General features: G+C 40.3%; 26 protein-coding genes and 1 pseudogene. 2 read left to right on the top strand and 25 right to left on the bottom strand.

All coding sequences use genetic code 11. The annotated features are described in order from the left end of the window. Positions 1-24 precede the first annotated feature (24 nt). Positions 25-954, bottom strand: a complete 930-nt coding sequence (gene cysK, locus A5888_RS01670) for a cysteine synthase A (RefSeq protein WP_086351111.1) — start codon at positions 952-954, stop codon at positions 25-27. Positions 955-1,117: 163 nt separating this feature from the next. Here cysK and A5888_RS01665 point away from each other — a divergent pair, with 163 nt between their 5' ends. Beyond that, positions 1,118-2,116 carry a 4-hydroxy-3-methylbut-2-enyl diphosphate reductase gene (locus A5888_RS01665; protein ID WP_086351110.1) on the top strand — a complete coding sequence of 333 codons (999 nt, stop codon included), beginning with the start codon at positions 1,118-1,120 and terminating at the stop codon, positions 2,114-2,116. A gap of 299 nt (positions 2,117-2,415) precedes the next feature. Here A5888_RS01665 and A5888_RS01660 read toward each other — a convergent pair whose 3' ends face one another. The 3 genes from A5888_RS01660 to A5888_RS01650 form a co-directional block, all read right to left on the bottom strand. Next, a complete protein-coding gene (locus A5888_RS01660; protein ID WP_086351109.1) occupies positions 2,416-3,270 on the bottom strand; it encodes a glucosaminidase domain-containing protein in 855 nt (284 codons plus the stop codon). Between the two features lie 296 nt (positions 3,271-3,566). After that, entirely contained in the window at positions 3,567-5,561 is a 1,995-nt protein-coding gene (gene tkt, locus A5888_RS01655) for a transketolase (RefSeq protein WP_339101870.1), read from the bottom strand. Between the two features lie 98 nt (positions 5,562-5,659). Further along, the gene (locus A5888_RS01650) at positions 5,660-5,902 is read right to left on the bottom strand and encodes a DUF896 family protein (RefSeq protein WP_086351113.1); all 243 of its coding nucleotides are present in this window, start codon (positions 5,900-5,902) and stop codon (positions 5,660-5,662) included. Positions 5,903-6,149: 247 nt separating this feature from the next. On the opposite strand from A5888_RS01650, the gene lexA reads away from it, so the two are divergent. Beyond that, complete coding sequence (lexA, locus tag A5888_RS01645; protein WP_339101869.1) at positions 6,150-6,770, top strand: transcriptional repressor LexA; 621 nt, start codon at positions 6,150-6,152, stop codon at positions 6,768-6,770. Positions 6,771-6,828: 58 nt separating this feature from the next. On the opposite strand, the gene A5888_RS01640 is transcribed toward lexA, so the two are convergent. The 21 genes and pseudogenes from A5888_RS01640 to A5888_RS01540 all read right to left on the bottom strand — a co-directional run bounded on the left by A5888_RS01640 (position 6,829) and on the right by A5888_RS01540 (position 26,453). Further along, positions 6,829-7,641, bottom strand: coding sequence for an alpha/beta fold hydrolase (locus A5888_RS01640; protein WP_086347534.1), 813 nt, complete (start codon positions 7,639-7,641; stop codon positions 6,829-6,831). Between the two features lie 39 nt (positions 7,642-7,680). Next, the gene (locus A5888_RS01635) at positions 7,681-8,175 is read right to left on the bottom strand and encodes a dihydrofolate reductase (protein ID WP_086347533.1); all 495 of its coding nucleotides are present in this window, start codon (positions 8,173-8,175) and stop codon (positions 7,681-7,683) included. A gap of 21 nt (positions 8,176-8,196) precedes the next feature. Beyond that, a complete protein-coding gene (locus tag A5888_RS01630) occupies positions 8,197-9,144 on the bottom strand; it encodes a thymidylate synthase (RefSeq protein ID WP_086347532.1) in 948 nt (315 codons plus the stop codon). A gap of 14 nt (positions 9,145-9,158) precedes the next feature. Then, on the bottom strand, positions 9,159-11,045 hold the full coding sequence (locus A5888_RS01625) for an ABC-F family ATP-binding cassette domain-containing protein (protein WP_086347531.1): 1,887 nt from the start codon (positions 11,043-11,045) through the stop codon (positions 9,159-9,161). Positions 11,046-11,318: 273 nt separating this feature from the next. Beyond that, positions 11,319-11,789 carry a hypothetical protein gene (locus A5888_RS01620; RefSeq protein WP_086347530.1) on the bottom strand — a complete coding sequence of 157 codons (471 nt, stop codon included), beginning with the start codon at positions 11,787-11,789 and terminating at the stop codon, positions 11,319-11,321. A 36-nt stretch (positions 11,790-11,825) separates the two neighbouring features. Next, entirely contained in the window at positions 11,826-12,035 is a 210-nt protein-coding gene (locus A5888_RS01615; protein WP_086347529.1) for a hypothetical protein, read from the bottom strand. Between the two features lie 303 nt (positions 12,036-12,338). Beyond that, the gene (locus A5888_RS01610; RefSeq protein WP_086347528.1) at positions 12,339-13,187 is read right to left on the bottom strand and encodes a DegV family protein; all 849 of its coding nucleotides are present in this window, start codon (positions 13,185-13,187) and stop codon (positions 12,339-12,341) included. A gap of 80 nt (positions 13,188-13,267) precedes the next feature. Further along, on the bottom strand, positions 13,268-14,443 hold the full coding sequence (locus tag A5888_RS01605; protein ID WP_086347527.1) for an LCP family protein: 1,176 nt from the start codon (positions 14,441-14,443) through the stop codon (positions 13,268-13,270). Between the two features lie 552 nt (positions 14,444-14,995). Continuing rightward, the gene (gene pheA / locus A5888_RS01600) at positions 14,996-15,847 is read right to left on the bottom strand and encodes a prephenate dehydratase (RefSeq protein WP_086347526.1); all 852 of its coding nucleotides are present in this window, start codon (positions 15,845-15,847) and stop codon (positions 14,996-14,998) included. 8 nt (positions 15,848-15,855) lie between these two features. Continuing rightward, entirely contained in the window at positions 15,856-16,359 is a 504-nt protein-coding gene (locus A5888_RS01595; RefSeq protein WP_086347525.1) for a shikimate kinase, read from the bottom strand. Then, entirely contained in the window at positions 16,360-17,652 is a 1,293-nt protein-coding gene (gene aroA, locus A5888_RS01590) for a 3-phosphoshikimate 1-carboxyvinyltransferase (protein ID WP_086347524.1), read from the bottom strand. Between the two features lie 128 nt (positions 17,653-17,780). Further along, complete coding sequence (locus tag A5888_RS01585) at positions 17,781-18,878, bottom strand: prephenate dehydrogenase (protein WP_339101868.1); 1,098 nt, start codon at positions 18,876-18,878, stop codon at positions 17,781-17,783. 29 nt (positions 18,879-18,907) lie between these two features. After that, positions 18,908-20,074, bottom strand: coding sequence for a chorismate synthase (aroC, locus tag A5888_RS01580; protein ID WP_086351121.1), 1,167 nt, complete (start codon positions 20,072-20,074; stop codon positions 18,908-18,910). A 5-nt stretch (positions 20,075-20,079) separates the two neighbouring features. Next, the gene (gene aroB, locus A5888_RS01575; protein WP_249274574.1) at positions 20,080-21,144 is read right to left on the bottom strand and encodes a 3-dehydroquinate synthase; all 1,065 of its coding nucleotides are present in this window, start codon (positions 21,142-21,144) and stop codon (positions 20,080-20,082) included. Positions 21,145-21,255: 111 nt separating this feature from the next. Then, positions 21,256-21,639: pseudogene (locus tag A5888_RS01570) on the bottom strand (GNAT family N-acetyltransferase); the annotation flags it as partial. Continuing rightward, entirely contained in the window at positions 21,629-22,648 is a 1,020-nt protein-coding gene (gene aroF, locus A5888_RS01565; protein ID WP_086351124.1) for a 3-deoxy-7-phosphoheptulonate synthase, read from the bottom strand. The gene aroF and the pseudogene A5888_RS01570, both read right to left, overlap by 11 nt. Positions 22,649-22,684: 36 nt before the next feature. Then, entirely contained in the window at positions 22,685-23,554 is an 870-nt protein-coding gene (aroE, locus tag A5888_RS01560) for a shikimate dehydrogenase (protein WP_086351123.1), read from the bottom strand. Between the two features lie 419 nt (positions 23,555-23,973). Further along, positions 23,974-24,651 carry a hypothetical protein gene (locus A5888_RS01555; protein ID WP_086347523.1) on the bottom strand — a complete coding sequence of 226 codons (678 nt, stop codon included), beginning with the start codon at positions 24,649-24,651 and terminating at the stop codon, positions 23,974-23,976. 266 nt (positions 24,652-24,917) lie between these two features. Continuing rightward, positions 24,918-25,505 (bottom strand): DUF2812 domain-containing protein, encoded by a 588-nt coding sequence (locus tag A5888_RS01550; protein ID WP_086347522.1) that lies wholly within the window; start codon positions 25,503-25,505, stop codon positions 24,918-24,920. A 1-nt stretch (position 25,506) separates the two neighbouring features. Continuing rightward, positions 25,507-25,821 (bottom strand): PadR family transcriptional regulator, encoded by a 315-nt coding sequence (locus A5888_RS01545; RefSeq protein WP_086347521.1) that lies wholly within the window; start codon positions 25,819-25,821, stop codon positions 25,507-25,509. A gap of 179 nt (positions 25,822-26,000) precedes the next feature. Then, complete coding sequence (locus tag A5888_RS01540) at positions 26,001-26,453, bottom strand: hypothetical protein (RefSeq protein ID WP_086347520.1); 453 nt, start codon at positions 26,451-26,453, stop codon at positions 26,001-26,003. Between the last annotated feature and the right edge of the window lie 51 nt (positions 26,454-26,504).

Here is a 26,504-nt window from a genome sequence, read left to right as displayed (position 1 = left end):
GACCTCAATCGTTTTTTTATCATACTAATCTTCAGTTTTGTATAGAGCTGTAGAAAGGTATCGCTCCCCATTATCCGGGATAACCGTCAGAACCTTTTTCCCTTTACCAAGCTTTTTCGCTATTTCAATTGCTGCATAGATAGCTGCCCCAGCAGAGATCCCCACCAAAAGACCTTCTTTCGTTGCAGCTTGACGCGCAGTTTCCATTGCATCTTCACTTGATACGGCTAACACCTCGCTATAGATATCTGTATCTAATACTTTAGGAATAAAACCTGCCCCAATTCCTTGGATTTTATGTGGTCCAGGTGCGCCGCCTTCCAATACAGGTGATTCTGTCGGTTCAACAGCAATCACTTCTATTTCAGGATAAACACGCTTCAATTCGCGACCAACGCCTGTGATTGTTCCGCCAGTGCCAATTCCTGCAACGAAAGCATCTAAGCCATCTGCTCCAAAAGCAGCTTCGATTTCTTTTCCAGTTGTTTTTTCATGAATTGCAGGATTTGCCGGATTATCAAATTGTAGTGGCATAAAATAGCCATTTTCTTCTGCTAACGCTGTCGCTTTAGCAATTGCACCCTTCATTCCTTCTGAGCCGGGAGTCAAGATCAACTCCGCACCATAGGCCTTCATCAACTGACGACGTTCCATGCTCATCGTATCAGGCATAACGATTTTCACCTTATACCCTTTTGCAGCACCAACCATAGCCAAACCAATCCCAGTATTTCCACTTGTCGGCTCGATGATCGTTCCTCCAGCTGAGAGCTTTCCAGCTTCTTCTGCACTTTCGATCATACTCAATGCAATTCTGTCCTTCACGCTTCCACCGGGATTGAAAAATTCTAATTTAACAAACACTTCTGCCGCGTCCTCAGGTACAAGTCTTTGAAGTTGAACAACAGGTGTCTGACCAATCAACTCAGTAACAGATTTAACAATTTTTGTCATACTATTTCCCCCATCCAAGATTTTTTAATGTTTCTTTAATAATAGCTCATTTTTTGAAATCACGCTATTAATTTGCTATAGTTAAAAGGTTGGACATAAACTTTATACAATCTTAATGAAAATATTGTATAGTTAAAAAAACAGACTATAGGAGTTTGATTATATGGAAATCGTAAATATCAGTCCCCGAGGATATTGTTATGGTGTCGTCGATGCAATGGTCATCGCGAGAAATGTCTCTTTAGATGAGTCATTACCCAGACCTATCTACATATTGGGGATGATCGTTCACAACAAGCATGTGACAGAAGCTTTTGAAAGCATTGGTATACATACTCTGGATGGAGAAAATCGGGAAGCAATTTTGGAACAAGCAGACTCAGGCACCGTCATTTTTACCGCTCATGGTGTCTCGCCGAAAATTAGAGAACTGGCTGAGAAAAAAGGTCTGACGGTTGTTGATGCAACCTGTCCAGATGTGATGATCACCCATGAGCTTATTGAGCAGAAGGTCAATGATGGCTTTGATGTCATTTACATTGGGAAAAAGAATCACCCAGAACCAGAAGGAGCTGTTGGCGTTGCGCCTGAACATGTTCATTTAGTAGCAACGATTGACGATATAGATCGCTTAGAGTTTTCAACAGACAAAAAACTGTTTCTAACAAATCAAACAACTATGAGCCAATGGGATGTATTAGATTTGATTGATTTAATTAAAATAAAATACCCTCTGGTTGAGATCCATCAAGATATTTGCAAAGCGACTCAGGTTCGTCAAGAAGCTGTAGTGACACAATCTCAAGGCTGTGACCTGACGATTGTTGTTGGCGATCCTAAGAGCAATAATAGCAATCGCCTTGCTCAAGTGTCTGAACAACAAGCAGGGGTCAAAGCCTACCGTGTATCGGATGTCTCGGAAATTCAACCGGAATGGTTAAAATCTGTCGAAAAAATCGCAGTTACAGCCGGTGCCTCTACCCCAACACCAATCGTTCGTGAAGTAATCAATTACTTACAAGTGTTCGATTATACCGATCCTACAACCTATATACAGAAAAGTACTGTTACTGAAGAAGCAATCCTTCCTCGTCCGCGTAAAAAGGACATTTCTTCAAATCGTGCAAGACGTTTGGAAGAATTACGTAACGGTAAACGGTAAATAATCATTTTTCAATCTCAAGGATATAGTAAAGCTATTTATATCCAAGAAAAAATCCGAATGATCCAGAAAATAGGTATTCCTATTTTCAAGATTATTCGGATTTTTTCTGAGGGCTTCCCCAGTGCATCTGCTCCACTTTCACAGTAAATCATTCCACTCTTACTGCTTTCATACTAAGAATAAGCACAGTGTGAACAAATACTTTTGGACTACCGCTTATTTGATTTTAAGGAGTATAACGATACTGGTTATCTCTTTCGATTCACTCTAGTACTGTAAAAAAACCAATCTATTAGCTACCTTACCTGTATAACTTGTCCTACAGTAATTAGATCAGCAGATAGACCATTGAGAGACATCAGCTGTTCTACACTCGTGCCATAGCTTTCAGCTATTCCCCATAAGGTATCTCCAGAATTCACCGTATAATCTGAAAGACCAGATTCTGAATAGATAACCGCTTGACTCTCAGTATCAGCATAATAACTATACCCAGCCGTTCCTGTATCAAATCGGGTCAATCCATATGCTTCAATCAACCAATTCAACTTTTGTGCATATCCTGGATCTGTCGCATAAGTTCCCGTTAACGCCGCGGTCGCGTCCATATAGCTTGTCGTATTACTCTTCCAAACATTAGAGTAATAATAATTGCCATACCCTGAAACAGCGTACAAAATCACATTGGCATGATCTTGAAACGATTCATAGTAGGAAGAATATACGCGAAATGGTTCCGATGTCATCAACCACTCACCATTCAAGTATTCAGTTGTAGACATATATACTGATTGCCCAGCATAACTCCCTTTTACCCCAAAAAGATTATAATTCGGTGCACTGGCTAGTTGAGAATTTCCATAGCTACTTTCCAATAAAGCTTGAGCAATCATTACTGATGCATATAAATCATTCGCACTAGCTACGCTAGAGGCCGAGTAACCAATAGACTCAATAAAGTCTATTGGTGAGACAGAGGATATTTCTTCATAAGCATAGGCTTCTGTTTCATCCGAAAAAAGCGCTGCTCCGCCAACCAACGGCGCAGACAATAAAGCAACTCCAACACCTGAAGCCAAACGATTCGCATTTTTTTTATGCTTGATAGATTTTTCTATATGTCTGCTGCTGCGTGTTTCACGTTTCTCCATTCACTTTGTTCCTCCTTAATAATTTCATAATAATAGTGTATGATAATTAAATAAAAGACACAACAATATAGAATCTAATTTGATCCAATTTAATCTAATTGAAATTTATCCGAAATATAATTAATGTAAAAGAAAGACTAAATTATTATTATTAACATTATATATACTTTACTTTTAGAACAATTATTGTTATATAGAATTTATTTATATAACCTTTTATATTTGTTTCAGAAAAAAACAGGCAAGGATTCTACAACGAATCCCTGCCTGTTTCTATACAATTTTTTATTTCGCTTTTATAAGCTATTATACTTTTCTGTAACATTTTCAACAGTGAAACCAAATTCTTTCAATACAGTATCGCCAGGTGCAGAAGCGCCAAAATGATCAATCGTAACTGTTGTTCCTTCGAAGCCAACATAACGATCCCAACCAAATGATGAAGCAGCTTCAATCGCCACACGTTTTTTCACATCTTTTGGTAGTACTGATTCTTTATATTCAGCAGACTGTTCTTCAAACAAATCAAAACTTGGCATAGATACAACAGATACATCTTTGCCTTGCGCAGCCAATGCTTTTTGAGTATCGATCGCAAGATTCACTTCAGAACCCGTCGCAATTAAAATACCTTCTGGTTTGTCGCCTTTTTGTGGAGAAATGACATACGCACCTTTTCCTACAAATTCTTCAGCCATAGCTTGTGTTCCTTCAATTACAGGAAGATTTTGACGACTCAACACAAGAATTGTTGGTTTGTTTGTTGATGTCATTGCAAGCTTCCATGCCGCAACAGTTTCATTTCCATCTGCTGGACGGATAACTTGCACACCAGGCATACAACGAACACTAGCTAGCTGTTCAATCGGCTCATGAGTTGGTCCATCTTCACCAACTGCTACTGAGTCATGTGTTAGCACATACGTAACCGGTGTTTTTTGAATTGCTGCCAAACGAATAGCTGGACGTAGATAGTCAGTAAAGACAAAGAATGTTCCGCCATACACTTTTGAACCGCCATGAAGCTGAATACCGTTCATAGCTGCTGCCATTGCAAACTCACGTACACCAAACCAGATGTTGCGTCCTTCGTATTGACCAGGCTCGAAATCCTTCTCTCCAGCTACCATCGTATTGTTGGAAGCTGATAAGTCAGCAGATCCGCCCCAGAAGCTTGGTACAGCTTTAGAGATTGCTTGAATCGTCTCTTTGCTTGTTACACGGCTGGCTGCACTGCTGCCAACTTCGTATACTGGTAATTCTTTATCCCAATTTTCAGGTAATTTATCAGCAAACGCATCTTTGAATTGTTGCGCCAATTCTGGATGTGCCTTACTATAATTTGCAAATAGCTCATTCCACTCAGCTTCAGCTTTTTCGCCTTTTTCGATCATTGTTTCATGGAAACGTGCAGCTACTTCTTCTGGCACTGTAAAGTCAGGATACTCCCAGCCATAAACAACTTTTGCAGCGTCGATCCCTTCTTGACCTAGAGGTGCGCCATGAACAGCTGAAGTTCCTTCTTTTGGAGAACCAAAACCGATAACTGTTTTCACTTCAATCAATGTTGGCTTGTCCGTTTCAGCTTTCGCTTCTTCAATTGCTTTTGAAATAGCTTCCAGATCATTGCCATCTTTTACCAAAATATGCTGCCAGTTATACGCTTCAAAGCGCGCACCAACATTTTCAGTGAAGGCTTTTGATGTCGGTCCGTCTAAAGAGATATCATTTGAATCATACAACACGATCAATTTGCCTAATTTCATGTGTCCGGCCATTGAAGCAGCTTCTTGAGAAACACCTTCCATCAAGTCACCATCACCACATAAAGCATAAGTGTAGTGGTCAACGACTGAGAAGCTGTCCTTATTGTACACTGCGGACAGATGCGCTTCTGACATTGCCATACCTACTGCCATCGCAATCCCTTGTCCTAGAGGGCCTGTAGTCGCTTCTACGCCATCTGTGTGGTCAACTTCCGGATGTCCCGGTGTTTTGCTATCCCACTGACGGAATGATTTCAAGTCATCGATTGTCACTTTGTAGCCTGATAGATGAAGCAGACTATACAGTAAAGCTGAACCATGTCCTGCTGAAAGAACAAAACGGTCGCGATCCGCCCAGTTTCTAGAAGTGGTTGGGTTTACTTTCAGGTGTTTTGTCCATAATGCATAAGCCATAGGGGCAGCACCCATAGGTAGACCTGGGTGGCCTGAATTCGCTTTTTGAATTGCTTCAATACTTAGTGTACGTACCGTATTCACACCAAGTTGATCAGTTTTATCGAACAAAAAAATCATCTCCTATTTAGGTTTTTTTTACCTTTATTATCAACATTGTAACCCATTTCATGGATGAAAGCAATGAATTTAAGTAAAATCCACTGTAATTATTTGCGATCGTGCAAACCTTTTTCTTTTTGAATCTGTTTCAATTTATCTGGTGTTACATCATTGCCTTTGGGATCAACAACCTTCATTCCTTCTATATGATGACGCATCCCTTTTCTGAATGTCTTAATATATTCTTCACGAAGCTGTTTCTGCTCTTGCTTCTCAGCAGCAGTCAGTTCAGTTTCTTTTGACTTCTTAGACAATTCATTAATACGGGCAAGCTTTTCTTTTGACAGCACTGTTCTTCCCTCCTTCTTTTCTGCGACAGATTGCAGTTGCATAAAACCACTGTTCATAGTTTCACAGTTCCTCAAATCAGCTTTTTATTTTTTCAGCCAATCCGACTGCGTTGTCAACACTCTAATAGTATAAGAAGAAGCGCAAAAAAACAACTAAATTCCATGAAAGAAAAACACGAACGCTTGTTTGATTTAAATTATTAAGTGTGATAGACTGTAACTATAAAATTGAAAGAAGGTGCGGATATTGGCAAAGCGTACTGAAACAAGACAAGTCGAAGTATTAAAATATATATATGATCAAGTAGAACTTAAAGGATATCCCCCAACTGTTCGGGAAATTGGGAAAGCTGTTGATCTTTCTTCAACCTCCACTGTTCACGGGCATTTGGCTCGTTTAGAAAAAAAAGGATTGATTTTAAGAGATCCGACAAAGCCAAGAGCTATAGAATTGACACCAGAAGGCCTGGAAAAAATCGGTATTCAACCCACAACAATCCCAATGTTGGGTGTTGTAACAGCTGGTGAACCAATTTTAGCCGTTGAAGAGGCTTCTGACTTCTTCCCACTTCCTCCTGATCTTCGTTCAGAGGAAAACGCCTTGTTCATGCTTACCATTCGAGGAGAGAGTATGATCAATGCCGGAATTCTAGATGGCGACCAAGTCATCGTAAGAAAGCAGCAGACAGCATCAAACGGTGATATTGTTATCGCAATGACAGACGAAGACGAAGCAACCTGCAAACGATTTTTCAAAGAAAGCAGTTATGTACGTCTACAACCCGAAAACGATGCCCTAGAGCCGATCATTTTAGATAATGTCAGTATCCTAGGTAAAGTAGTTGGGCTTTATAGAAATCATATATAACTCGTAATAGACGATTTAAAGCAGGGCTTCTCAAACGAGAAACCCTGCTTTTTGCTCTTTAAAAGTGTCTGAGCCAACGGCTAAACGCTTCTGAAAAAAGTGCTGGCTGTTCTATTTGCAGATTATGGCCTGCTTTATCAAGCACTTGAAAGGAGCCTCGTGAAAATGAATCCATCAAACGGAAAGCATCCTGATACCCCACACAATCATCTTGTCTGCCAGTTAAAATCATAGTAGGTTTATCAAACACTAGTGCTTCAAATTCCGATTCAAAGGACAACTCATAGCCAGTTTTTTGATACGTGGTAACGAACGCTTCGTCCGCCCTTTCTAAACCAGAAAAGATCTCTTGCTTGTATCTCATCCAAGTTGCTTCTGTGGCTATAACAGCCATTTCCAGAAAATCTGAAAATTTTTCTTTTTCCGCATCCGTCGGAACAAGCGCCTTTGATCTTTCCAATAACTGCTTCGTCGGAAGATTTCTCTTGTTTCTATCAGCGACTGTACATGGACATAATAAAAATAGCCCTTCCATAGCATTAGAATTTGAGTAGGTCAACCCCAATGATAGATACCCGCCGTATGACTGACCAACCAGTAGAAATTTTTGTGAACCAATCACCTGATGAACAAAATCTTGAATCAGCTTTAGCATATTATCTGCACAAGAAACATCTTCTCCAGCAGTGGATCTCCCCATTCCAGGCAAATCCAGATAAATTCGCTGATAGCCTTCAACCTGACGAAAAACCGGTTCTAAACAACCAACCATCACCTCGTGATCTTCCGGAAACCCATGGAGGCACAACACGGGCTTTCCTTCACCAATGATTCTATAGTGAATAGAACAACCATTTATTTCGATTTTCATGTTCGTTCCTCCTTTGCAATACACACAAAGCAAAGCTATCTATGCTGATTTTCGTTGATACGTTTCAAAAACATGAGCATACGCATTTTTCTCGTCCACTTCGCCTTCACTCGAGTTGATCAAGGTCCACTCACCCCAATTGATCTCTGGAAAAGTAGTATCTCCGTCAAATGTTTCATGAATCACAGTCCGATACAATACATCACAATGGGCCAGAAAATCCTGATAGATTTTTGCTCCTCCGGCAATAAACGTAATTCCTGAGAACTCCTCCGCATACTTCAAGACCTCTTCCACACTATGCATAACGGTGATTCCTTCTCCTTGATAGCTCAAGTCTCTAGTTAAAACAATCGTTTTTCGGTTTGGAAGAGCCTTTCCGCCCATTCCTTCAAACGTTTTTCTCCCCATAACAATAGTGTTGTTCTCTGTCATTTTTTTGAAGAATTTCAGATCATTTGGCAAATGCCAGGGAAGAATATTCCCTTTTCCAATCATTCCTTGCTCACCTTGAGCCCATATAGCTGCTAACATACACCTAACTCCTTTCAACCCTTACACTGCAATCGGCGCTTTTATTGTTGGATGAGGGTCATAGCCCTCTAAAGAAATATCATCCATTTCAAAATCAAAGACAGATTCCTTTTCCTGATTTAAAATTAGTTTTGGTGCATTGCGCACTGTTCTTGACAGCTGTTCTTCCATTTGCTCGATGTGGTTACTGTATAAATGAGCATCCCCTAACGTATGAACAAAGTCACCTACTTGCAGCCCTGTTTCATGTGCGATTAAATGTGTCAGCAACGCATAGCTGGCGATATTGAATGGTACGCCAAGAAAAACATCCGCACTCCTTTGATACAGCTGACAGCTAAGCTTGCCATCATTTACATAAAATTGAAACATGGTATGACATGGGGGAAGCGCCATGGTTGGAACATCTTCCGGGTTCCATGCTGAAACAATCAAACGTCGAGAGTCTGGAGTGGTTTTAATCATATCAATCACATTTTGCAGCTGGTCAATGAAGGAGCCATCCTTTGTTTCCCAGTGGCGCCACTGTGCACCGTAGATATTACCCAACTCACCATGCTTGTCTGCGAAATCACGGTCCGTAAGAATTTTTTCACAAAAAAGCTTATGCTGTTCTTCGTAAGTCGCTTTAAATGCTTCATCTGTTAATACACGATGCCCAAAGTCCGTCATATCCGGTCCTTGATAGTCGTCGCTCTTGATGTAGCGTTCAAATGCCCACTCATCCCAAATATGATTATTGTGCTCTAATAGGTAACGAATATTCGTATCTCCTTTGATAAACCAAAGCAACTCGCTTTTGATTAGTCCAAACGGCACTCTTTTCGTTGTTAGCAACGGAAATCCTTCTGATAAATCAAATCTCATCTGATACCCAAAAATACTTTTTGTGCCAGTGCCTGTTCGATCTTCTTTAACGTGCCCTTCCTTCAAAATCTTTCGACCTAAATCAAGATACGCATTTTCCATACCGATTCCTCCTACTATTCGCTTGTATATTGGCTCAAATAATCCCAACGTTCAATTTTATCTTCTAATTCCCGTTCCAGCTCATCTAATCGTTTTTGCAGCTCCTGCAATCTTGTAAAGTCATCGCCTTGATGATTCATCTCTTCAGAAATATGCTCCTGTTCTTCCTCAAGAGCTGCGATATCATCCTCGATCACTGCCCATTCTTTTTGTTCCATATAGGTCAGCTTCTTTTTTTCTTTCTTCTCTGGCGTTTTTTCAACCACTTCTTTTTCTTTTTTTACCTCTGGCTTTGCAGTTGATTGATTGTCTAAATAGTCACTCATTGCCCCATAGTAGGTAATTATCTCAGCATTTCCTTGAAAAACAAGTAACTTATCTGCTGTCTTATCAAGAAAATATCGATCATGGGAAACAGCGATGACAGTCCCGCTAAATTGGCGAATATAATCTTCCAACACAGTCAATGTATCAATGTCCAAATCATTGGTCGGTTCATCCAACAGTAGAACATTGGGCTGACTAATCAGTAATTTCAGAAGATACAGTCGGCGCTTTTCTCCACCGGATAGCTTGCCGATCTTTGTTCCGTGCATGAACCGTGGAAAAAGAAATCTTTCTAAAAGCTCTGCAACACCAATCATCTGTCCGTCTGCTGTTTTAGTTTCTTCTGCAGCCTCCTGTAGATAGGCGATCATTCGCTTTTCAGGGTCCATTTCTTCATTTTGCTGTGTATAATAGGCTAAACGTACAGTCTCCCCAATGGCATAGCTACCACTATTCAAGGTCAACCTCCCAGACAAAATATTCAGTAAGGTCGATTTTCCAGCCCCATTTTTCCCTGTAATACCGATCCGTTCCCCAGCTTGAATCAATAAAGAAAAATCAGTAAGCAGCTCTTTTCCTTCAATATTGTATGAGCCATGCTCAATTTCCAATACTTTTTTTCCTAAACGCTGTGTTGCCAGATTTAACTCGATGGATTCCTTCGCTTTTACCTGATGAAGGTTTTCCTTTAAATCGTGGAATCGATCCTGACGTGCCTGTTGCTTGGTCCCTCTTCCTTGAACACCAGCACGCATCCACTCCAGCTCTTGCTTGAACAGTTGTTTTCTTTTCGTTTCTTGCTCCACCTCTACTCGCTCACGTTCGGCTTTAGCAGCAATATAGGCTTCGTAATTTCCCGCGTATTCATGCAGCTTACCGAATGACAATTCAAAAATTCGATTGGTGATGCGATCCAAAAAGTAACGATCATGGGTGACCATCATTAACGCTCCTGAATAGCTCTTCAAATATTTCTCCAACCAGCTAATTGCTTCATAGTCTAAATGGTTGGTCGGTTCATCTAGCAATAGCAGATCTGGAGCCTCAATCAATGTTTGAGCTAGACTCACTCTTTTCTGTTGGCCACCGGAAAGTGTACCGATTTTCTTATCGAGGGTGTCGATTCCCAACTTCTGCAAAATGATTTTGGCATTGGTGTCCGCTGTCCAGGCATCCTCTTTATTCATCGTTTCTTCTGCACGATTGTACTGTTTTTGCACCGCTTCGTTCATACCATCCTGATTCAACGCAAGCAACGCCAACTCGTATTCCTTCACAGCACGAATAATCGGTGTATCACCTTGGAAAACAGCTTCTACGACGGTCAGCTCGGGATCAAACTCGTTGGCCTGAGATAAATAGCCGATTCGATAATCCTTCGCTTGTTTCACCGGGTTGATGTCACCATCGCTAAAATCCTTCCCTGCCAGTATATTTAATAAACTTGTTTTACCTGTCCCATTGATACCAATCAACCCAATCCGATCCTTCTCGTGGATCAAAAAAGAAAGATCATCAAATAACGTTTTTTCTCCGTAAGTTTTGGTTAGTTGTTCAACTCTTAATTCCTTCACAGGTTCACATCCTTTTCATCCTGATTCATTGTAACAAAAAAACAGAAAAAAAAGAAGCTGGATTTCTTTCTCCACCCTTCAGGAAATAAAAAAACACTAATTTTGGAATACCGAAAAAACTTTGGCGATTCCGTTTAAAAAAAGGAGCACAACTAAAAAATGCGCACCATCATTCTCCTTTCGGTTTCCAAAATGATTCATCTATTCGAAAAAATCCTTCTCACCGCAGGCATGTGCCCGAACGCAGTAAAAAGGATTTATCAGTTTTTCTAGTTATTCCTCGATCACTATATCTATCTGCAGGTCATTCGCAACCTTATCTGATAGGAAGGACAACAACTGCTCGATAGGCATCTTAAAATGCATGATTGGGCCTCTACGACCTTTTCGGAAATAATTCATATGCACATCCTGATCCTTGACCTGTAATACGATTTTTTCAAGCTCAGAATAGCTGATTCCTCGATTATCAAAGGAATTTGTGATGATTCTGGTGTCTGCCAGCCCCTTACAATCAAGGAGAAAGCTGAATAATAAACAAGCAGTCAGGACATCCTGCATCTTGTCGTTTAATGTCTGGGGTGTAAACAAGCCAAACAAAAGAAAAACAAATCCTAAGCCTGCACCAATGATCGCAGGTGCGGGTGAACGTTTCGCGAAAACCTGAATACTTTTTCTAACAAGTATCAAATACGCATATAATATGATAACAAATAACAATAAAATTATTGTGAAGAATTCCAAAGTAGGAAAACCTCCTTCTACAGTCTATGGTGTTTCTTATTGATTCTTTGCAGCACTTTTTTGCTGATCTAAGTCTGTCAAATGCTGATTTATTTTTTTGATCCTATCTTTCGCAATCAAGATATCTCGAATCATCTGATCCCGTTTCTCTCCCTTAGGTAAACGGTTGACCACTTGATAGTATGCTGCCAGCAGTTGGACTTGCTTCATCTTTTCCTTCTGCAGTCTATCTTCTGTGAGTTTCATCGATCAGTCCCCTTCAATGAACAATTTACTGGAAAATGAATGTACTGTAATAGTTTAACACACATCTATCCTTCTGTAGAACTATTTCTACGCTGAAAGGCTTGCGTAACATTAGAATGCACCTTATAAAATACGAACAAATGGCCTTCTACTCTCTGTCATAGCAGCTAACTTCATGCAACAGCTTTTACAAAGTTTCTTCCCTATCCCTTTCTGCTCAGTAAAATGAAAAACTGAGGAAAGCAGCTTTACTCTGCACTCCCCAGTCATTCAAATAACTAAGAATAAGTTCTTTTTTATTGATTATTGTGCTGAAATAGCAATACCAATTGCTTTTTCACCTAAATGCGTGCCAATGACAGGTCCGAAATGACCAATTTCAATTTCTGCCTGTGGGTACTGTTCCTGAAGCTTCAGTTTTTCTTCTTCTGCAACAGCTAAGTTATTGGCATGAATCACATAAAGCTTCACCGGAAGACCGATTTCCACATTTCTCTGACCGATTATTTGCTCAGAACGAGAAAAAGCCTTTTTCGTAGAACGGATTTTTTCAAATAAAACAATCTTTCCATCTTCAAATGTTAAAATCGGTTTTATTTTCAATAGCCCTGCAATTAAAGCCGCTCCATTCGTCAAACGACCCCCTCGCACTAAATTGTTCAAATCTTCTACAATCAAATAAGCATACGTATTATCTCTAACCGTGTCCAATTTTGTAAGGATTTCTTCAATTGAAGTTCCTTTATCAGCGCCTTCCAGAGCCACTTCAACCATGTGTCCCATGGGCATACTAGTTATTTTTGAGTCATAGGGATGAAGTGCCACGCCCTTAATACTTTCCTTTAGTGAAAATAGGGTACTGACAAAACCTGAAATCCCAGAAGAAAGATGAATGCTTAGAATCGTATCATAGCCCTTAGCAGCAATAGATTCATAGAGCTCGATCACTTCACCCAGTGCTGGCTGAGAAGTTGTGGGAAATTCAGAGCTGCTATTTAACAAGCCATAATATTCATCTGCTTCAATATCGATTCCTTCGTTGTATATCTTTCCGTCAAGGATCACAGGAATGGGGATGATAAACAAATCCTCATGTGCTTTGAGCCTCTCAGGTAAATAAGCTGTACTATCCGTAACAACAGCAAGTTTCATATAAAAAACCCTCGTTTCATTTTTCTAAACTTTAATAAATATAACATACTCTCAAATAGAAGAAAACCGTCTTTTTCATGCTAGCTCGCTAAAAATTCCTGAATAGCCTGCTGATTCATGCCTAGATCGATTTGCAAAAAGCTACCGGCATAATCATAATAGCCGTCTGTCCATGAGTTATCTACAGGAACTGTCAGTCGTTCAATTCCAGAAGCACCTTTTAGCGCAAGAGAAGGACCATTCATCAAAAGATACGTCATTGGGATATTGTTTGCCATATACCCAACAAGCTTCCCTGCTGATTCAGGTGTTCTTAGTAAAACTAACGGGTTTTTCAATTGAGAAATCACGGCAGACATCACTTGCTGTTGTCTTCTTACACGACCGAAATCTCCTTCTTCATCCATTCGGAAACGGGCGTATTGGAGTAATACATGCCCATCCATCTTCTGATCGCCTTGAGCAATATCCACACCATCTAGGTTGATATCCTTTTCTGCATCGATGCGTACACCACTAGGGAAAAGGGAGTCAACCACTTTTTCAAAGCTTTGAAAATCGACCTTGGCATAATACTTACAGTCAATGCCGAAATTCTGTGCTAATGTTTGGCGTACCAGCTCTGCTCCACCAAATGCGTAGGCGGAATTAATCTTATTCGCATCATACCCTGGGATATCTACAAAAGTATCTCTCATAAATGAAATCAGCTTGGGCTTTCCAGAAGGACCATCTAATTGTAGGACCATGATCGTGTCTGCTCTACCGGCATCTTCTCCACGTGTATCACTTCCCAGAAACAAGATATTCTTTGAACCATCCGAGCTGGTCACACCGTTAAACGTCTCTGTTTCTTCTTGTGGCAAAGAAGTATCATGCTCTGCTGCGTATTTCCCTTTAAAGAAAAATATTACAGGTAAAACTATCAGTAAAACTACCGCGAGCAATACCCACTTCAACCATCTTCGCTTCCCATGTTTTTTTATCTTTTTCGGCTTTGCCGATTTTTTAGGAGGAATCGGCGCCTGTTCACTTTCAGAAAAAGCCGCTCTTTGATACGCATGATTTCTATTATCCTCTAGCTGTTGCGATCGTTGATAATTTTCTTCACTATAATTATATGGATTGGATTGCTCCGTCTGCTCTCTTTGTCCTTTTTGGTCCACTTCTTTTGACCTTCTCGGACTAAAGCCCGGCTGCTTCTCTTCCTTTTCTGATTCTTTATGTATATGTTTGTATCGATCCATTCGACTCATCGTTCCTACCACCTTTTTATACTGTCAGAAGTAAGCATACCTTATTTCATGAAAAAAGTCTTTTATAGAAATGGATTTTAAAGAAAAATGAAAAGACTTATGATTCCTCTTTCGCTTTATCATCGAATTATATTAAAGCTGAAATGCACACAAAACGAATTTTCTTTTTCATTCTATAAATATGTCAATAGAATAGAAGTAAGCGATGATTGAGCAAAAAGAAATGCTGTTTTTATCTGGTTTTCCAAATACCAGAAAAAGGCTGTCAACAACATCACTTTTCGATGTTGACGACAACCTGAACATTGGTTTTGATTGAAGCAGGTATGAAAGCCTATGAGTAAGACGAAAATTTATGGAATCATTCAATTTTTGCTGAAGCATTTACCGCATCAATACTGTAATGAAATGCCACTTAATCAAGCGAGGAACTTTTAGCAAAAGCCAAAGTATATCAATAACTCTAAGAAGTTTCCTATAAGAACAACTGGATACTACATGAAGGTAATATCTAACGGTTTAATCGCTTTTCATACAGATTCCATATCTGACTTATATACCATGAATCGGATGAACAGAATAATTCCCGAATACTTTGACCTCTCCGCCCATTAATTTGATCTCCTGTAGCGCACAATCAATAAGTTCAATTGGTTTGTCAGCAATCAGATCGATCAAGAAGAAATACTCGCCTAAGGCTGTTTTTAAAGGGCGAGATTCTATCTTACTCAGATCGATTTCGCGCCAGCTAAAAGCAGATAATGCTTTGTGGAGTGCCCCAGGCATATTATTAGGCATTGTGATAGCCAATGTCATTTTTCGTACTTTACTCGGAATATGCGCCAACGCTACTGTGTCTGAACCAATGACCCAGAATCTCGTCCGATTGATTGCTACATCCTGGATATCCGCCTTCACAATTGTCAGATCATACGTTTCTGCTGAAAGCTTTGGTGCAATTGCAGCAATCTTCCGATGTGGATGTTCGGAAACAAAGTTCGCGGCATAAGCAGTTGACGGTGTCTGCTCAAGCTCGGCATCTGGAAAGTGTTGACTCAAGAATGCCTGAGATTGTGCTAACGCTTGTGGATGGGATAAAATACGCGTAGTTTCCTGCCAGTTCTCCTGATTTTCCTTACTGACCATCAGCTGTTGAAAAATCGGCAATACAATTTCTGCTCCGACAGGAATATTACTCTGATGAAAGAGATAATCGACCGTTGTATTCACTGAACCTTCCAAGGTATTTTCAATCGGAACTACACCCAGATCCACATCCTTAAACTCTACCGCCTTGATACATGCTGGAATCGAATGAAAGGGAACTAATGTCTCGTTTGGAAAAGCGGTTTTTGTCGCTGTATGTGTGAATGAGCTCTCCGGCCCAAGATAACCGACCTTCATTTTTTCACCTACTCTATATTCGTTAATATTTCTTCTACAATTTCTTCCGGTGTTCGTTGATTCGTGCTGACGATCATACTCGCAGCTTCTTTATAAAACGTAATTCGCGGCTCAAAAACCTGCTTGATCTCTTCCGGAGATTTTGATACAACCAGTGGTCGAACAGTAGTATGATCATTCTTCAAGCGCGGAATAAATACTTCCGGAGTTGTTTCCAAATAGACTACTGGCGCCATTTCCTTCAGCAGCTCACGATTTTCCTGACGCATCACGATGCCGCCGCCTGTTGAAATAACATAATTATGATCGATATATTTTTTTAATACCTTCGTTTCCTTTTCACGAAAGGCTGCTTCCCCATTCAAATCGAAATATTCTTGAATGGTCATCCCTATTTCTTCAACTATTTTATCATCAAAGTCAATGTGCGCCATTCCTGTTTTCTCAGAAAGAAGCTTTCCCACCGTTGTCTTTCCGGCACCCATAAATCCAATCAGCGTAATCCCATTCATCTAGTTTCCTCCTGCTCCATATAGTTGTTCCAAATCAGCAAAGAAGTTTGGATAAGATACGGCAATCGCTTCCGCTTTTTCCAACTCCACATCGCCTTCCTTGACTAATAGCGCGGCAATCTGCAGCATCATACCAATGCGATGATCTCCATAGCTTGTCACATTGCCCCCATGAAGCGAAGTTCTCCCTTGAATGATCAGGCCATCGTCTGTAGGCGTTATGTCCGCTCCCAGACGGTTTAGTTCATTGGCAACCGCATCGATTCGATTGGTTTCTTTGACCTTTAGTTCCTCTGCGTCGCGAATCACTGTTTTTCCCTCAGCCTGTGTAGCCATCAACGCAATGATTGGCAGCTCATCAATCAGGCGAGGAATGATTTCTCCGCCGATTTCGATTCCTTTCAACTGGCTCGTTTCTACGGTGATTCTACCGGATTTATTATTTTTTCCTTCTTCCTCAATAGAGATCTTACCACCCATTTGTTTTATTACATCAATAATTCCAGTTCTAGTTGGATTAAGCCCAACATTCTCTAAAATAATTTTACTATTGGGCAGAATCAACCCAGCAACTAAAAAGAATGCCGCAGAGGAAATATCTCCGGGTACAACAACTTCCTGTCCAGTCAACGTTTGCGGCCCTTGAAGTCGAATCTCTTTCCCTGTAACCTCCACATGTCCACCGAATTGACGAATCATGTCTTCCGTATGATCCCGTGTCTTCTCCTTTTCAATAATGACGGTTTCACCAGTCGCTTGAAGTGCCGCAAAGAGAATAGCTGATTTTACCTGAGCACTTGCGACAGGCATCTCATAGTGAAGTGGTTGTAAATTTTTATTCCCTTTGATTGTCAGTGGTGGATATTCACTGCCATCACGTCCTGTACAATCCGCTTTCATTTGATTGAGCGGTGTCATAACTCGGGCCATCGGTCGCTTCGCAATCGAAGCATCACCGAACAATTCTGTCGTGAAATCCTGTCCAGCTAATATTCCACTAATTAGGCGGATCGTTGTTCCAGAGTTCCCTACATCTATTGGTTGCTCTGAAGGCTTTAGACTCTCAAACCCTTTCCCGTGGACAGTGATCGTCTCCCCATCATCTTCAATAGCCACGCCTAATGAACGAAAGGCTGCCAACGTACTAAGGCAATCTTCTCCACGTAGAAAGTTCTTGATAGTCGTTGGTCCATGAGCAATCGAGCCAAACATAATACTTCTATGTGAAATGGATTTATCACTTGGAACCTGAATCGTTCCAGATAGACGCTGTTTATTTATTGATAATTTCAAAATACTCCTCCTTATTCTGGAAGAATCAACAAGCGCTCAGCGAATCAAGTCGCGAATGTTTTTAACTCAACCAGATTTTCTAGTATATCCTTCATTTTTTAGCCTCTTAAAATAAATACATGAGTTCATTATTTTTCGTAACAGAGATAGCTGGTTTCTTTTTCTAAGGTTTCTTTGGCTTTTTCCAAATCTTCTTTTCGTTTGAAGGTAAGCTGTAAAATACCAAAAATATCTTCCCGTGTTTCAAGAATTTTCAAATTAATCAAAGACAATTCTTTCTTTCCAAGTATTCCAGTTACCTCAGCAATCACACCAGGCACATCAGGAATATCTACAAATAAATCATAAAAAGCAGGAATTGCGCCTTCTTTATGAACAGGCATCTGATTTCTCGTCTCTTTTGCCTCATAGAAAAATTGAAAGATGGCTTCCTGATTGCTTGTTTCAAGCCAACGGGACACTTGGTTCATCTCTGTTTGCCAGCCTGAAATCAATTCAAGTAGAATCTCTTTATTATTTAGAAGAATATCTGTCCACATCTCCGGATCAGAGGAAGCAATTCGAGTGATGTCTCTGAATCCGCCTGCGGCCAACTGCCTCGCACGAGGGTGGGCCTCGTTAAATACTTTGCTTTGATTCACCAAGCCGGCAGCAATCACATGCGGCAAATGACTCAGCATCCCTGTGATTTTGTCGTGTTCTTCCGGATCAAGCGTGACAAATTTCGCTTGCGTCCCTTTTAGCAGCTCTTTCAACACATTCATCTTTTTCAAATCCGTTGCCGGACTAGGCGTCAAAATATAGTAGGCATTTTCAAAAAGCCGCTCATCACCGGCAGTCACGCCAGATTTGTGTGAACCAGCCATCGGATGACCACCAATGAACGATGTCATGCCTAAGTCAACAGCTGTTTCCACGATTTCTTTTTTTGTACTACCCACATCGCTAATGATTGCTCCTTCTTTCAACGAAAGTGTGCTGAGCTTTGCTAGCTGTTGCTTCACGACCTCTACAGGTGAGCAGAGTAAAATCACATCTGCAGCTTCCGCAGTCTCTTCGAATGAAGCGGCACGAGCATCAATAATTCTTCTTTTCAACGCAAATACTTCTGACTCCTCTTGAATGTCCATTCCAGCAACAGTTACATTTGGATGTTCTTTTTTGATAGCTAACGCCAATGAGCTGCCAATTAGTCCTAAGCCTATGATCAATACTTGTTTTTTCATTACTTTCTACACTCCAATCGATTGATTTTTTAGAATTGTTGAGTGTAGAGACGATAAGCCTGTACATCGGCCTTCATCTGATCAAAGGAATCACTATCAAATTTTTCCAGAACAGCCTGTGCAATTTCTGTCGCAACAACGGCTTCACAAACTACACTTGCAGCCGGAACAGCCGTACTATCTGAACGTTCCACACTGGCTTTGTAGGCTTCTTTTGTATCAATATTTACACTTTGTAATGGTTTGTATAATGTCGGGATAGGCTTCATCACCCCACGAACAATGACAGGCATCCCGTTGGTCATACCACCCTCAAACCCTCCAAGATTATTAGAAGTTCGTGTATAACCTCTTTGTTCATCCCAAACAATTTCATCCATGACTTTACTGCCCGGTCTGTGGGCCATTTCAAAGCCAATGCCAAATTCCACGCCCTTAAATGCGTTAATACTAACAACTGCTTGTGCAATTTTGGCATCTAGCTTGCGGTCCCATTGTGTGTAGCTTCCCAAACCGACCGGTACGCCACCGACAACAACCTCCACTACGCCGCCAATCGTATCACCATTTTTTTTCGTCTCATCAATCAATGCTTTGATTTTTTCCTCGACAGTCGGATCGACCACTCGAACTTCTGACTGTTCTGATTTTTCACGAATCTCACTAACAGTCAGATTATCAGGAATTGTGGCTTGAATACCGCCCAATACAACCACATGTCCAGCCACTTCCATATCAAGCTCTTTCAACAGCTTTTTCGCTACAGCACCAATCGCCACACGCATAGTCGTTTCTCTAGCCGATGAACGCTCCAAAACATTTCTCAAATCTTCATGTCCGTACTTAATTCCGCCAACCAGATCCGCATGCCCTGGTCTTGGCTTGTTCACACGACGAATGTTTTTCTCTTTTTCTGAAACTTCCTCAACAGACATCACCGACTGCCAGTTTTTCCAATCATTATTTTCCACGATCATTGTAACAGGTGAGCCTAATGTTTTTCCATGGCGAACGCCTGATGTAATCCTTACTCGGTCAGTCTCGATTTTCATTCGACCACCTCTACCGTAACCGGTTTGTCTACGGGACAACTCACTATTTATATCGTCAGCACTTAACGGAAGTCCGGCCGGTAAACCTTCAATGATCGCCGTTAATTCTGGTCCGTGGGATTCTCCTGCTGTAATAAATCTCATTTGGCTTAGCTCCTTTTCAAGTAGTCTCTCATTTCTTCTATTTCTGTTGGCACAATTTTTGCTTTTCCAATCTCTTCAAGTAAAATAATTTTTATTGCTGTCCCCCGCGTCTTTTTGTCATGAGTCAACGCTTGATAAAGCAAGTCTTCATTCCAGTTTTCATAGGCCACAGGAAGATTGAATTTTTCCAGCATTTCCTTCAGCTGTCTCGTTGTATCAGCAGGAGTCAGTCCCTTTTGCTCAGCAATTTGATTGATCTGAACCATACCAATCGCAACAGCCTCACCATGACTGACAACACCATAGCCAGCAGTATTTTCTATCGCATGACCAATAGTGTGCCCGAAATTTAGAATCAGTCGAATACCATTATCCAACTCATCTTCCTCAACAACCTTGCGTTTTATTTTCAGGCATGCTGTGATGATAGCCTCTGCATTGGCCAGTAGCTCCTGCTCGTCTTTCAATCCTTGTAACGTTTTCCAAAGTATAGGATCAGCAATTGCTGCCGATTTGACAATTTCAGCAATTCCTTCTCTCACACGTCGTGGCTCTAACGTGTTCAATGTATTAGGATCGATCAATACACCATCCGGCTGCCAGAATGCGCCAACAAGATTCTTCGCATTTTTTGTATTCACACCAGTTTTACCACCAATGCTGCTATCCACTTGCGCCAACAATGTTGTAGGAACCTGTAAAAAGTGAATGCCTCGCATGTAGGTTGCCGCTGCAAATCCAGCTAAATCACCAATGACTCCACCGCCTAAGGCTAAAACTCCATCACTTCGAGTAAATTGCTGTTCCGCCAAATGTTCGTATATTTTTTCTGTATTTTCTAATGATTTACTGGTTTCTCCTGCTGGGACAACTAGCTTTGTTGCATCAAATCCTTGAGCCAGCAGCTGCTCCAAAACAGCTGCTCCATATAAACTATCAACCGTCTCATCGGTAATCACCGCAATTTTCTGCTGCTTCCAAAGCTTCGCGACCCATTCGCCAAGTCGAGAAAGACTATTCTTTTCAATAATGATTTCATATTCGTGATTTGGTAATTGAACTGTCAGCATGCTACTGACCTCCTTTTGGAAAAAAATGATCGTCATATTCTGTTGAACAACCGCTGTTCTACCTGTAGGGATATACCCCATAGATTGATACAGCTTAACTAGATACGCTTCCTGTTTTATCGTATCTAGCAGCCATTTTCGACAAGTTGGGTATTCTGCTTCAATCAGCTGCATCGCTTGTTTTCCACTACCCAGTTTCTGAAATTTCGGTAAAACAGCAAGCGGTCCCACCTTGATTGTTTCTTTTGATTCCTTCTTAATCTTTATACAGCCAGTGATTTCTTCTCCCATTAGAACGAAAAAGAAATCAGTTGTTTGGTCAGCATATACCTCCTGCAGTTTTTCTAGTGTGATCAACGCAGGATTTTGCTCGTCTCTGTATTTTTCATAAAGCGGTTTGAAGGCTGTTTGGTAAATTTCTTTTACCGTTGACAGCTCTTCAAATACCACCGGTTTAAGCGATACTTTCTTTTCTCCATCGGGATTACAATGCATTGATTTCTTTCATTGCTTTTTCCATGATGTCTACTTCTTTCATCATTTTCAGGTATGTCTTCTCATTCAGTGACTGTGGTCCATCAGACCAAGCATTCGCCGGATCCGGATGGATTTCCACGATCATGCCAGCTGCGCCAGCTGCAACACCGGCACGAGCCATTGGCGGCACCAAATCCCAAATTCCTGTACCGTGACTTGGATCGACAATAATTGGGAAGTGACTCAATTTTTTGATCAATGGAACGGCACTTAAATCAAAGGTATTTCTAGTCGCTGTTTCGTATGTCCGAATCCCACGTTCAATAAAAATGACGTTGTTATTGTTTTGAACAGCAATGTATTCTGCCGCATTCAACCATTCATCGATCGTGCCGGAAATCCCACGTTTCAAGCCAATTGGTTTACCCGTTTTCCCAACAGAAGCCAATAACTTAAAGTTTTGCATGTTTCGTGCACCAATCTGTAAAATATCACTGTATTCCGCAACCATATCGATATGACCTTCATCCATGACCTCGGTAATAACCTTCATTCCCAATTCATCAGCAGCCTGACGAATGTATTTCAGGCCTTCTTCTTCTAATCCTTGGAAAGCGTATGGCGAAGTTCTTGGCTTAAAGGCCCCCCCACGTAATATTTGAGCCCCACCAGCCTTGGCGATTCGTGCACATTCTCTGATTTGATCCAACCCTTCGATTGAACAAGGTCCTGCCATTGTCACAAATTCACCATTTCCGATCTTCACTCCATCGACATCAACTACTGTGTCTTGAGGGTGAAATTCTCTTGATGTCAATTTGTAAGTGTTTGAAATACGCACTGTATTTTCGACACCTTCGTAGCTGTTAAACGCAACATCCTGCATTTTTCTTGTGTCTCCCAATAACCCGATAACCACGTGATCCTTGCCTTGATTGATTTGAACATCCAAACCTTCCTTTTTCACTCTCTTTATAATTGAATCCACTTGTTCTTTCGTAGCACTTGCTTTCATAATAACGATCATAATAATTTCCTCCTCGAATTTTATCTATTCATGTAATTAACTATTTTCAATAATTGGCTTTACTTTCTCAATTGGCATTTCTTTGCCTGTCCATAATTCAAATGCTGCTGCGCCTTGATAGAGAAGCATGCCCAAACCATTTACAGCTTTCGTACCTCTCGCCTTGGCTTCCTTCAGCAACGTTGTCTCTCTAGGTGTATAAATCACATCATATACTGGAAGATCCGCTCGTAAAATCGAGAAATCTTCAATTGGCGATGCCGCCAAATTTGGTTTCATTCCAACACCTGTAGCATTTACCAGCAAGCTACTGTCGCTCACATCTGCGGCCAGCTCATCTGAATTTGCTAAATCGTGTAGATGAATGATACAGCTCGTATGGGCTTCAATGTAGCGAAGCTTTTCTTTTACTTTTTCAAAGAATTCATCCTTGCGATTATAGACAGCAATCTCTTTTACGCCGTCTAAAGCCGCTTGTACAATAATAGCAGTTGCTGCACCACCCGCACCAATGATCGTCATTTTTTTCCCGATAATGTCGATTTCTTGGTCCTTCAGGCTCCTCATAAAGCCTGTTCCATCCGTTGTATACCCGATCAGTCTGCCGTTATCATTTACGATCGTATTGATCGCTCCTACCAGCTTGGCAGCTTCACTCAACTCATCCATCAACGGAACTGCTGCCATCTTATGTGGCATGGATAAGTTTGCACCTAGCATTTCCAAGGTACGAATTGATTCGATGGCTGATATCAGACGATCTTCTCCTAGCTCAAAGGCCAGATAGACTGCATCGATATCCAGTGCTTGAAGCGCTGTGTTTTGAATCATCGGTGAAACGCTGTGACGAATCGGCTCTGCGAAGAGTCCAATCAGTCTGGTGTGACCTGTAATCGTGTTTTCCATTGTTCAACCTCCATAGAATCAAAATAAAAAAGCAAGGCATTCACCGTAAATTTACAGAAAATCTACAGTGAATACCTTGCAAAAAAGATAATATAAAAAGCCACTATAGATTTTCATCTATGCGGCTTAAAAGTCATGCTTAAATCCCTTAGCCATCATAGATACAAACTTGCGTTTTGCATTGTTTGCATCCACGATACTCATGAATACAAACTCATCTAAAATAGCTAAAGTAATACTTATTTAGTTGTGTTAGTTTTTTAATTGTCGTTTTCATACGAATCACTCCACTACTGTTTTAAGAATTGAAGTAAGTATACTCCGCCGTTCAATAGATTGTCAACTGTTTTTTATAAAAAATGTCAACTTTATTTTTCCAGTAGTCTTTTTGTACTATCTTTTCCATGGCAGCTCTATGATCAATCTTCTTCCTTATCCCCACTGTTGGTACTACTTGGCGACGCTAAAGCTTCCCTATCCGCCTGTCGATAAACAGTATAAAATATAGAGAGTAGTGTTAGACAAATGACCACCAAAAAAAGAAGAAATTCGATACCATGATGCGGGTCAAATCTCTCGACCACGTTCTGGAATGCGCCCAAAACCTGAATATCGCGAAGCAGCTTCTTAAAAATAATCGTTGATAATACTAGCGAAATACTGCCGAAAAATACAAGAATATATCCTGCCTCCAGGACAAACTCACTCGCAATGATAGCAGAGCGCTCCCCAAGCAATCGCTTAATCACTATTTCTTCCTGTTCAATACCAGCTTTCTGTTTATAGAAATGCTTTGTATATAAAATCACTGCAAGAAAAAGAAAAAAACACACCAGTATAGTTCCTGTTCTTAAAATAGTCAGCAATAAAATCAAGGGTTGAAAAGAGGCTGCTTCATCTTCTTTCGCCATCTCTTGCAACACTGTTTCTAAAATGATCCAAGAGGAGAAAAAGTCGACCCACTTCCAGCTGAAGAAAAAAAGAAAGAACAAAAGACCGATCATTATAAAGGATGAGAAATACCCTCTCCTTCTAACAAGCGACCGAAAAGAGCTGGTTACAGTATAGTAAAGAATCATTGATACCTCAGTCAGCATAGTCGTTCCTCCTTGTTCCCTATTATAGAATAGCGGAGCACCTTGTACATTTACAATTGTCTGTCAAAATATAACAAGGAAGTGACAAGTATTAATAAAAAAGCACGATTCTTAAAGTATCTTATGCTAGACTGCATCTTTATTCCCAATATTTCGAAATCTTTTTCCTTCTCAAATGAATAGGGACTTCCTTTGCATGAAATAAATTTCTATTTTTTTGAGCAAGTAATTTTGGGAAAATTTCTCATCCAGTTTATCAATAAAAATTAAATTTCTCCCTCTGTCACTGCCAGCTCTTTTAGTTTTCGTCGAATCATCCACCTTGTAACAGCTGAAGCAATGAACATCACAAATGCTGTAATCGGGAAAATGAATGAAAGCAAAACACTTAAGAGATTATCTGAAATTGGACGATTTTGATAGTAAGGGAAAATGAGACACAGAAACAAGAATATAAGGCTAACCATCAAGAAATAACTTGCTACATTATAGTTATTGATCAGTTTCGTTGTTTGGTCTGAATAAATATCATTGTCCCTATCCGTATTGACCCGAAAGAAGTAATAGCTCTGCATCCCCCAATAATCAGGTGTATAATTTCCTTTAAATAATTCCCATCCATCATCAGCCATCAACTGTAGATACTCCACCTGCTCTTCTTTCGTTTTGAAGTGTCGCATATCATTCTTAAAAAGATAAGTATCTTTTGTTTTCTCAAATTTGTAGTAATGGATTTCTAAAGGAACTAATAAGCTGAAAGGACTAATTTGAACGAGCTTCCTGCCAAGTTGCGCCTGCTTGTTAATGAAATTTTCTTCAAATCTTGGTGAAATCCATAATCTAAATTTTCCCATCTTAGTTCCCTCCTATTATTTGATCGTAAAGATGTAAATTTTCTTCCAAACGTCTGCGTTCTTCTTTTAGAGCATTCTTTCCAGCTAGTGTTAAGCGATAGTTTTTACGTCTTCCCTCACTTTTACTGGTTTCTTCAATCCATTGTTTCTTTTTTAAAATATCAAAAGCCGTATACAATGTACCCGCAGCAATAGTTACTCTCCCTTGTGTCCGCTCTTCAATTTCCTTGATCACACCATACCCGTGTTTCTCTTTAACTAACGAAAGCAGGATCAAAAAAGTTGTCTCTGTCATCGAATTTTGTGACTGTTTCATTCTGATTATCCCTCGCTATACAGTTTTACTATATATAGTTTAACTGTATATTTTTTAACTGTCAATATTGATTTAGATATAGAACAAAAAAGAAGCAACCTCCAACTGGAAGTCACTTCATTCATTTCAAAGACATAGATAGAAGCGATTGTCGTTCCTATTCTATCTGTTCCTATTTTTTAGAATTCTGCTGCGTACACGTCATCTACTGTTTGTGCAGGATCGATCACGATATACAAGCTATTTGTTTTTTCACTGATTTTAGTAGATTGGTATACATTATCCAATCCTTCATCACTTTTATCTTTATATGGGAAGTATACCAAGTCAGGTGTGCCACTTTTGTAAAGAATTTCCATACGTTCAATATCTTCATATTTTAACGCACGAGCAAACATGCCTGATTCCAAACCACCCATGTTGATATCATGTGTTTGAACATGATCGCCTTCTTGGAATATTTCGATTTTGAATCCTGCACATGGATGAATTTCTACGAATTCACTTCCGTTGATACGGCCAAAGCTTGTTGTAATTTGCTTGATCCATAGGTCACCAATATAACGGCGGCCGATTGTCCATGTTTCGCCATTTCTGAAATAAAATTTTAACCCTGTCATTTCTCTTGCCATAGTATTTTTCTCCTTAATAAATAAATTCTTAACACCTTTCAGTTTAGCATA

This window comes from Enterococcus sp. 9E7_DIV0242 (assembly GCF_002140975.2).
In the GTDB taxonomy this organism is placed as follows: domain Bacteria; phylum Bacillota; class Bacilli; order Lactobacillales; family Enterococcaceae; genus Enterococcus_L; species Enterococcus_L clewellii.
The sequence above is the reverse complement of the archived record's forward strand: the minus strand, read 5'-3'. Positions and strand labels throughout refer to the sequence as shown.

Excerpts from the sequence above, each read along its gene's own strand:
- pheA (WP_086347526.1), bottom strand. The coding sequence starts at position 15,847 with ATGAAGGTCGGTTATCTTGGGCCGGAGAGCTCATTCACACATACAGCG.
- A5888_RS01585 (WP_339101868.1), bottom strand. The coding sequence starts at position 18,878 with ATGAAAAAACAAGTATTGATCATAGGCTTAGGACTAATTGGCAGCTCA.
- A5888_RS01615 (WP_086347529.1), bottom strand. The coding sequence starts at position 12,035 with ATGAAACTCACAGAAGATAGACTGCAGAAGGAAAAGATGAAGCAAGTC.
- A5888_RS01555 (WP_086347523.1), bottom strand. The coding sequence starts at position 24,651 with ATGCTGACTGAGGTATCAATGATTCTTTACTATACTGTAACCAGCTCT.
- A5888_RS01605 (WP_086347527.1), bottom strand. The coding sequence starts at position 14,443 with ATGAGTCGAATGGATCGATACAAACATATACATAAAGAATCAGAAAAG.
- A5888_RS01550 (WP_086347522.1), bottom strand. The coding sequence starts at position 25,505 with ATGGGAAAATTTAGATTATGGATTTCACCAAGATTTGAAGAAAATTTC.
- A5888_RS01660 (WP_086351109.1), bottom strand. The coding sequence starts at position 3,270 with ATGGAGAAACGTGAAACACGCAGCAGCAGACATATAGAAAAATCTATC.
- A5888_RS01610 (WP_086347528.1), bottom strand. The coding sequence starts at position 13,187 with ATGAAACTTGCTGTTGTTACGGATAGTACAGCTTATTTACCTGAGAGG.
- A5888_RS01595 (WP_086347525.1), bottom strand. The coding sequence starts at position 16,359 with ATGAATGGGATTACGCTGATTGGATTTATGGGTGCCGGAAAGACAACG.
- aroE (WP_086351123.1), bottom strand. The coding sequence starts at position 23,554 with ATGGAAAACACGATTACAGGTCACACCAGACTGATTGGACTCTTCGCA.
- aroC (WP_086351121.1), bottom strand. The coding sequence starts at position 20,074 with ATGAGATTTATTACAGCAGGAGAATCCCACGGACCAGAATTAACGGCG.
- A5888_RS01665 (WP_086351110.1), top strand. The coding sequence starts at position 1,118 with ATGGAAATCGTAAATATCAGTCCCCGAGGATATTGTTATGGTGTCGTC.
- A5888_RS01630 (WP_086347532.1), bottom strand. The coding sequence starts at position 9,144 with ATGGAAAATGCGTATCTTGATTTAGGTCGAAAGATTTTGAAGGAAGGG.
- A5888_RS01640 (WP_086347534.1), bottom strand. The coding sequence starts at position 7,641 with ATGAAAATCGAAATAAATGGTTGTTCTATTCACTATAGAATCATTGGT.
- aroF (WP_086351124.1), bottom strand. The coding sequence starts at position 22,648 with ATGATCGTTATTATGAAAGCAAGTGCTACGAAAGAACAAGTGGATTCA.
- A5888_RS01545 (WP_086347521.1), bottom strand. The coding sequence starts at position 25,821 with ATGAAACAGTCACAAAATTCGATGACAGAGACAACTTTTTTGATCCTG.
- A5888_RS01540 (WP_086347520.1), bottom strand. The coding sequence starts at position 26,453 with ATGGCAAGAGAAATGACAGGGTTAAAATTTTATTTCAGAAATGGCGAA.
- A5888_RS01635 (WP_086347533.1), bottom strand. The coding sequence starts at position 8,175 with ATGTTAGCAGCTATATGGGCTCAAGGTGAGCAAGGAATGATTGGAAAA.
- cysK (WP_086351111.1), bottom strand. The coding sequence starts at position 954 with ATGACAAAAATTGTTAAATCTGTTACTGAGTTGATTGGTCAGACACCT.
- aroB (WP_249274574.1), bottom strand. The coding sequence starts at position 21,144 with ATGCTGACAGTTCAATTACCAAATCACGAATATGAAATCATTATTGAA.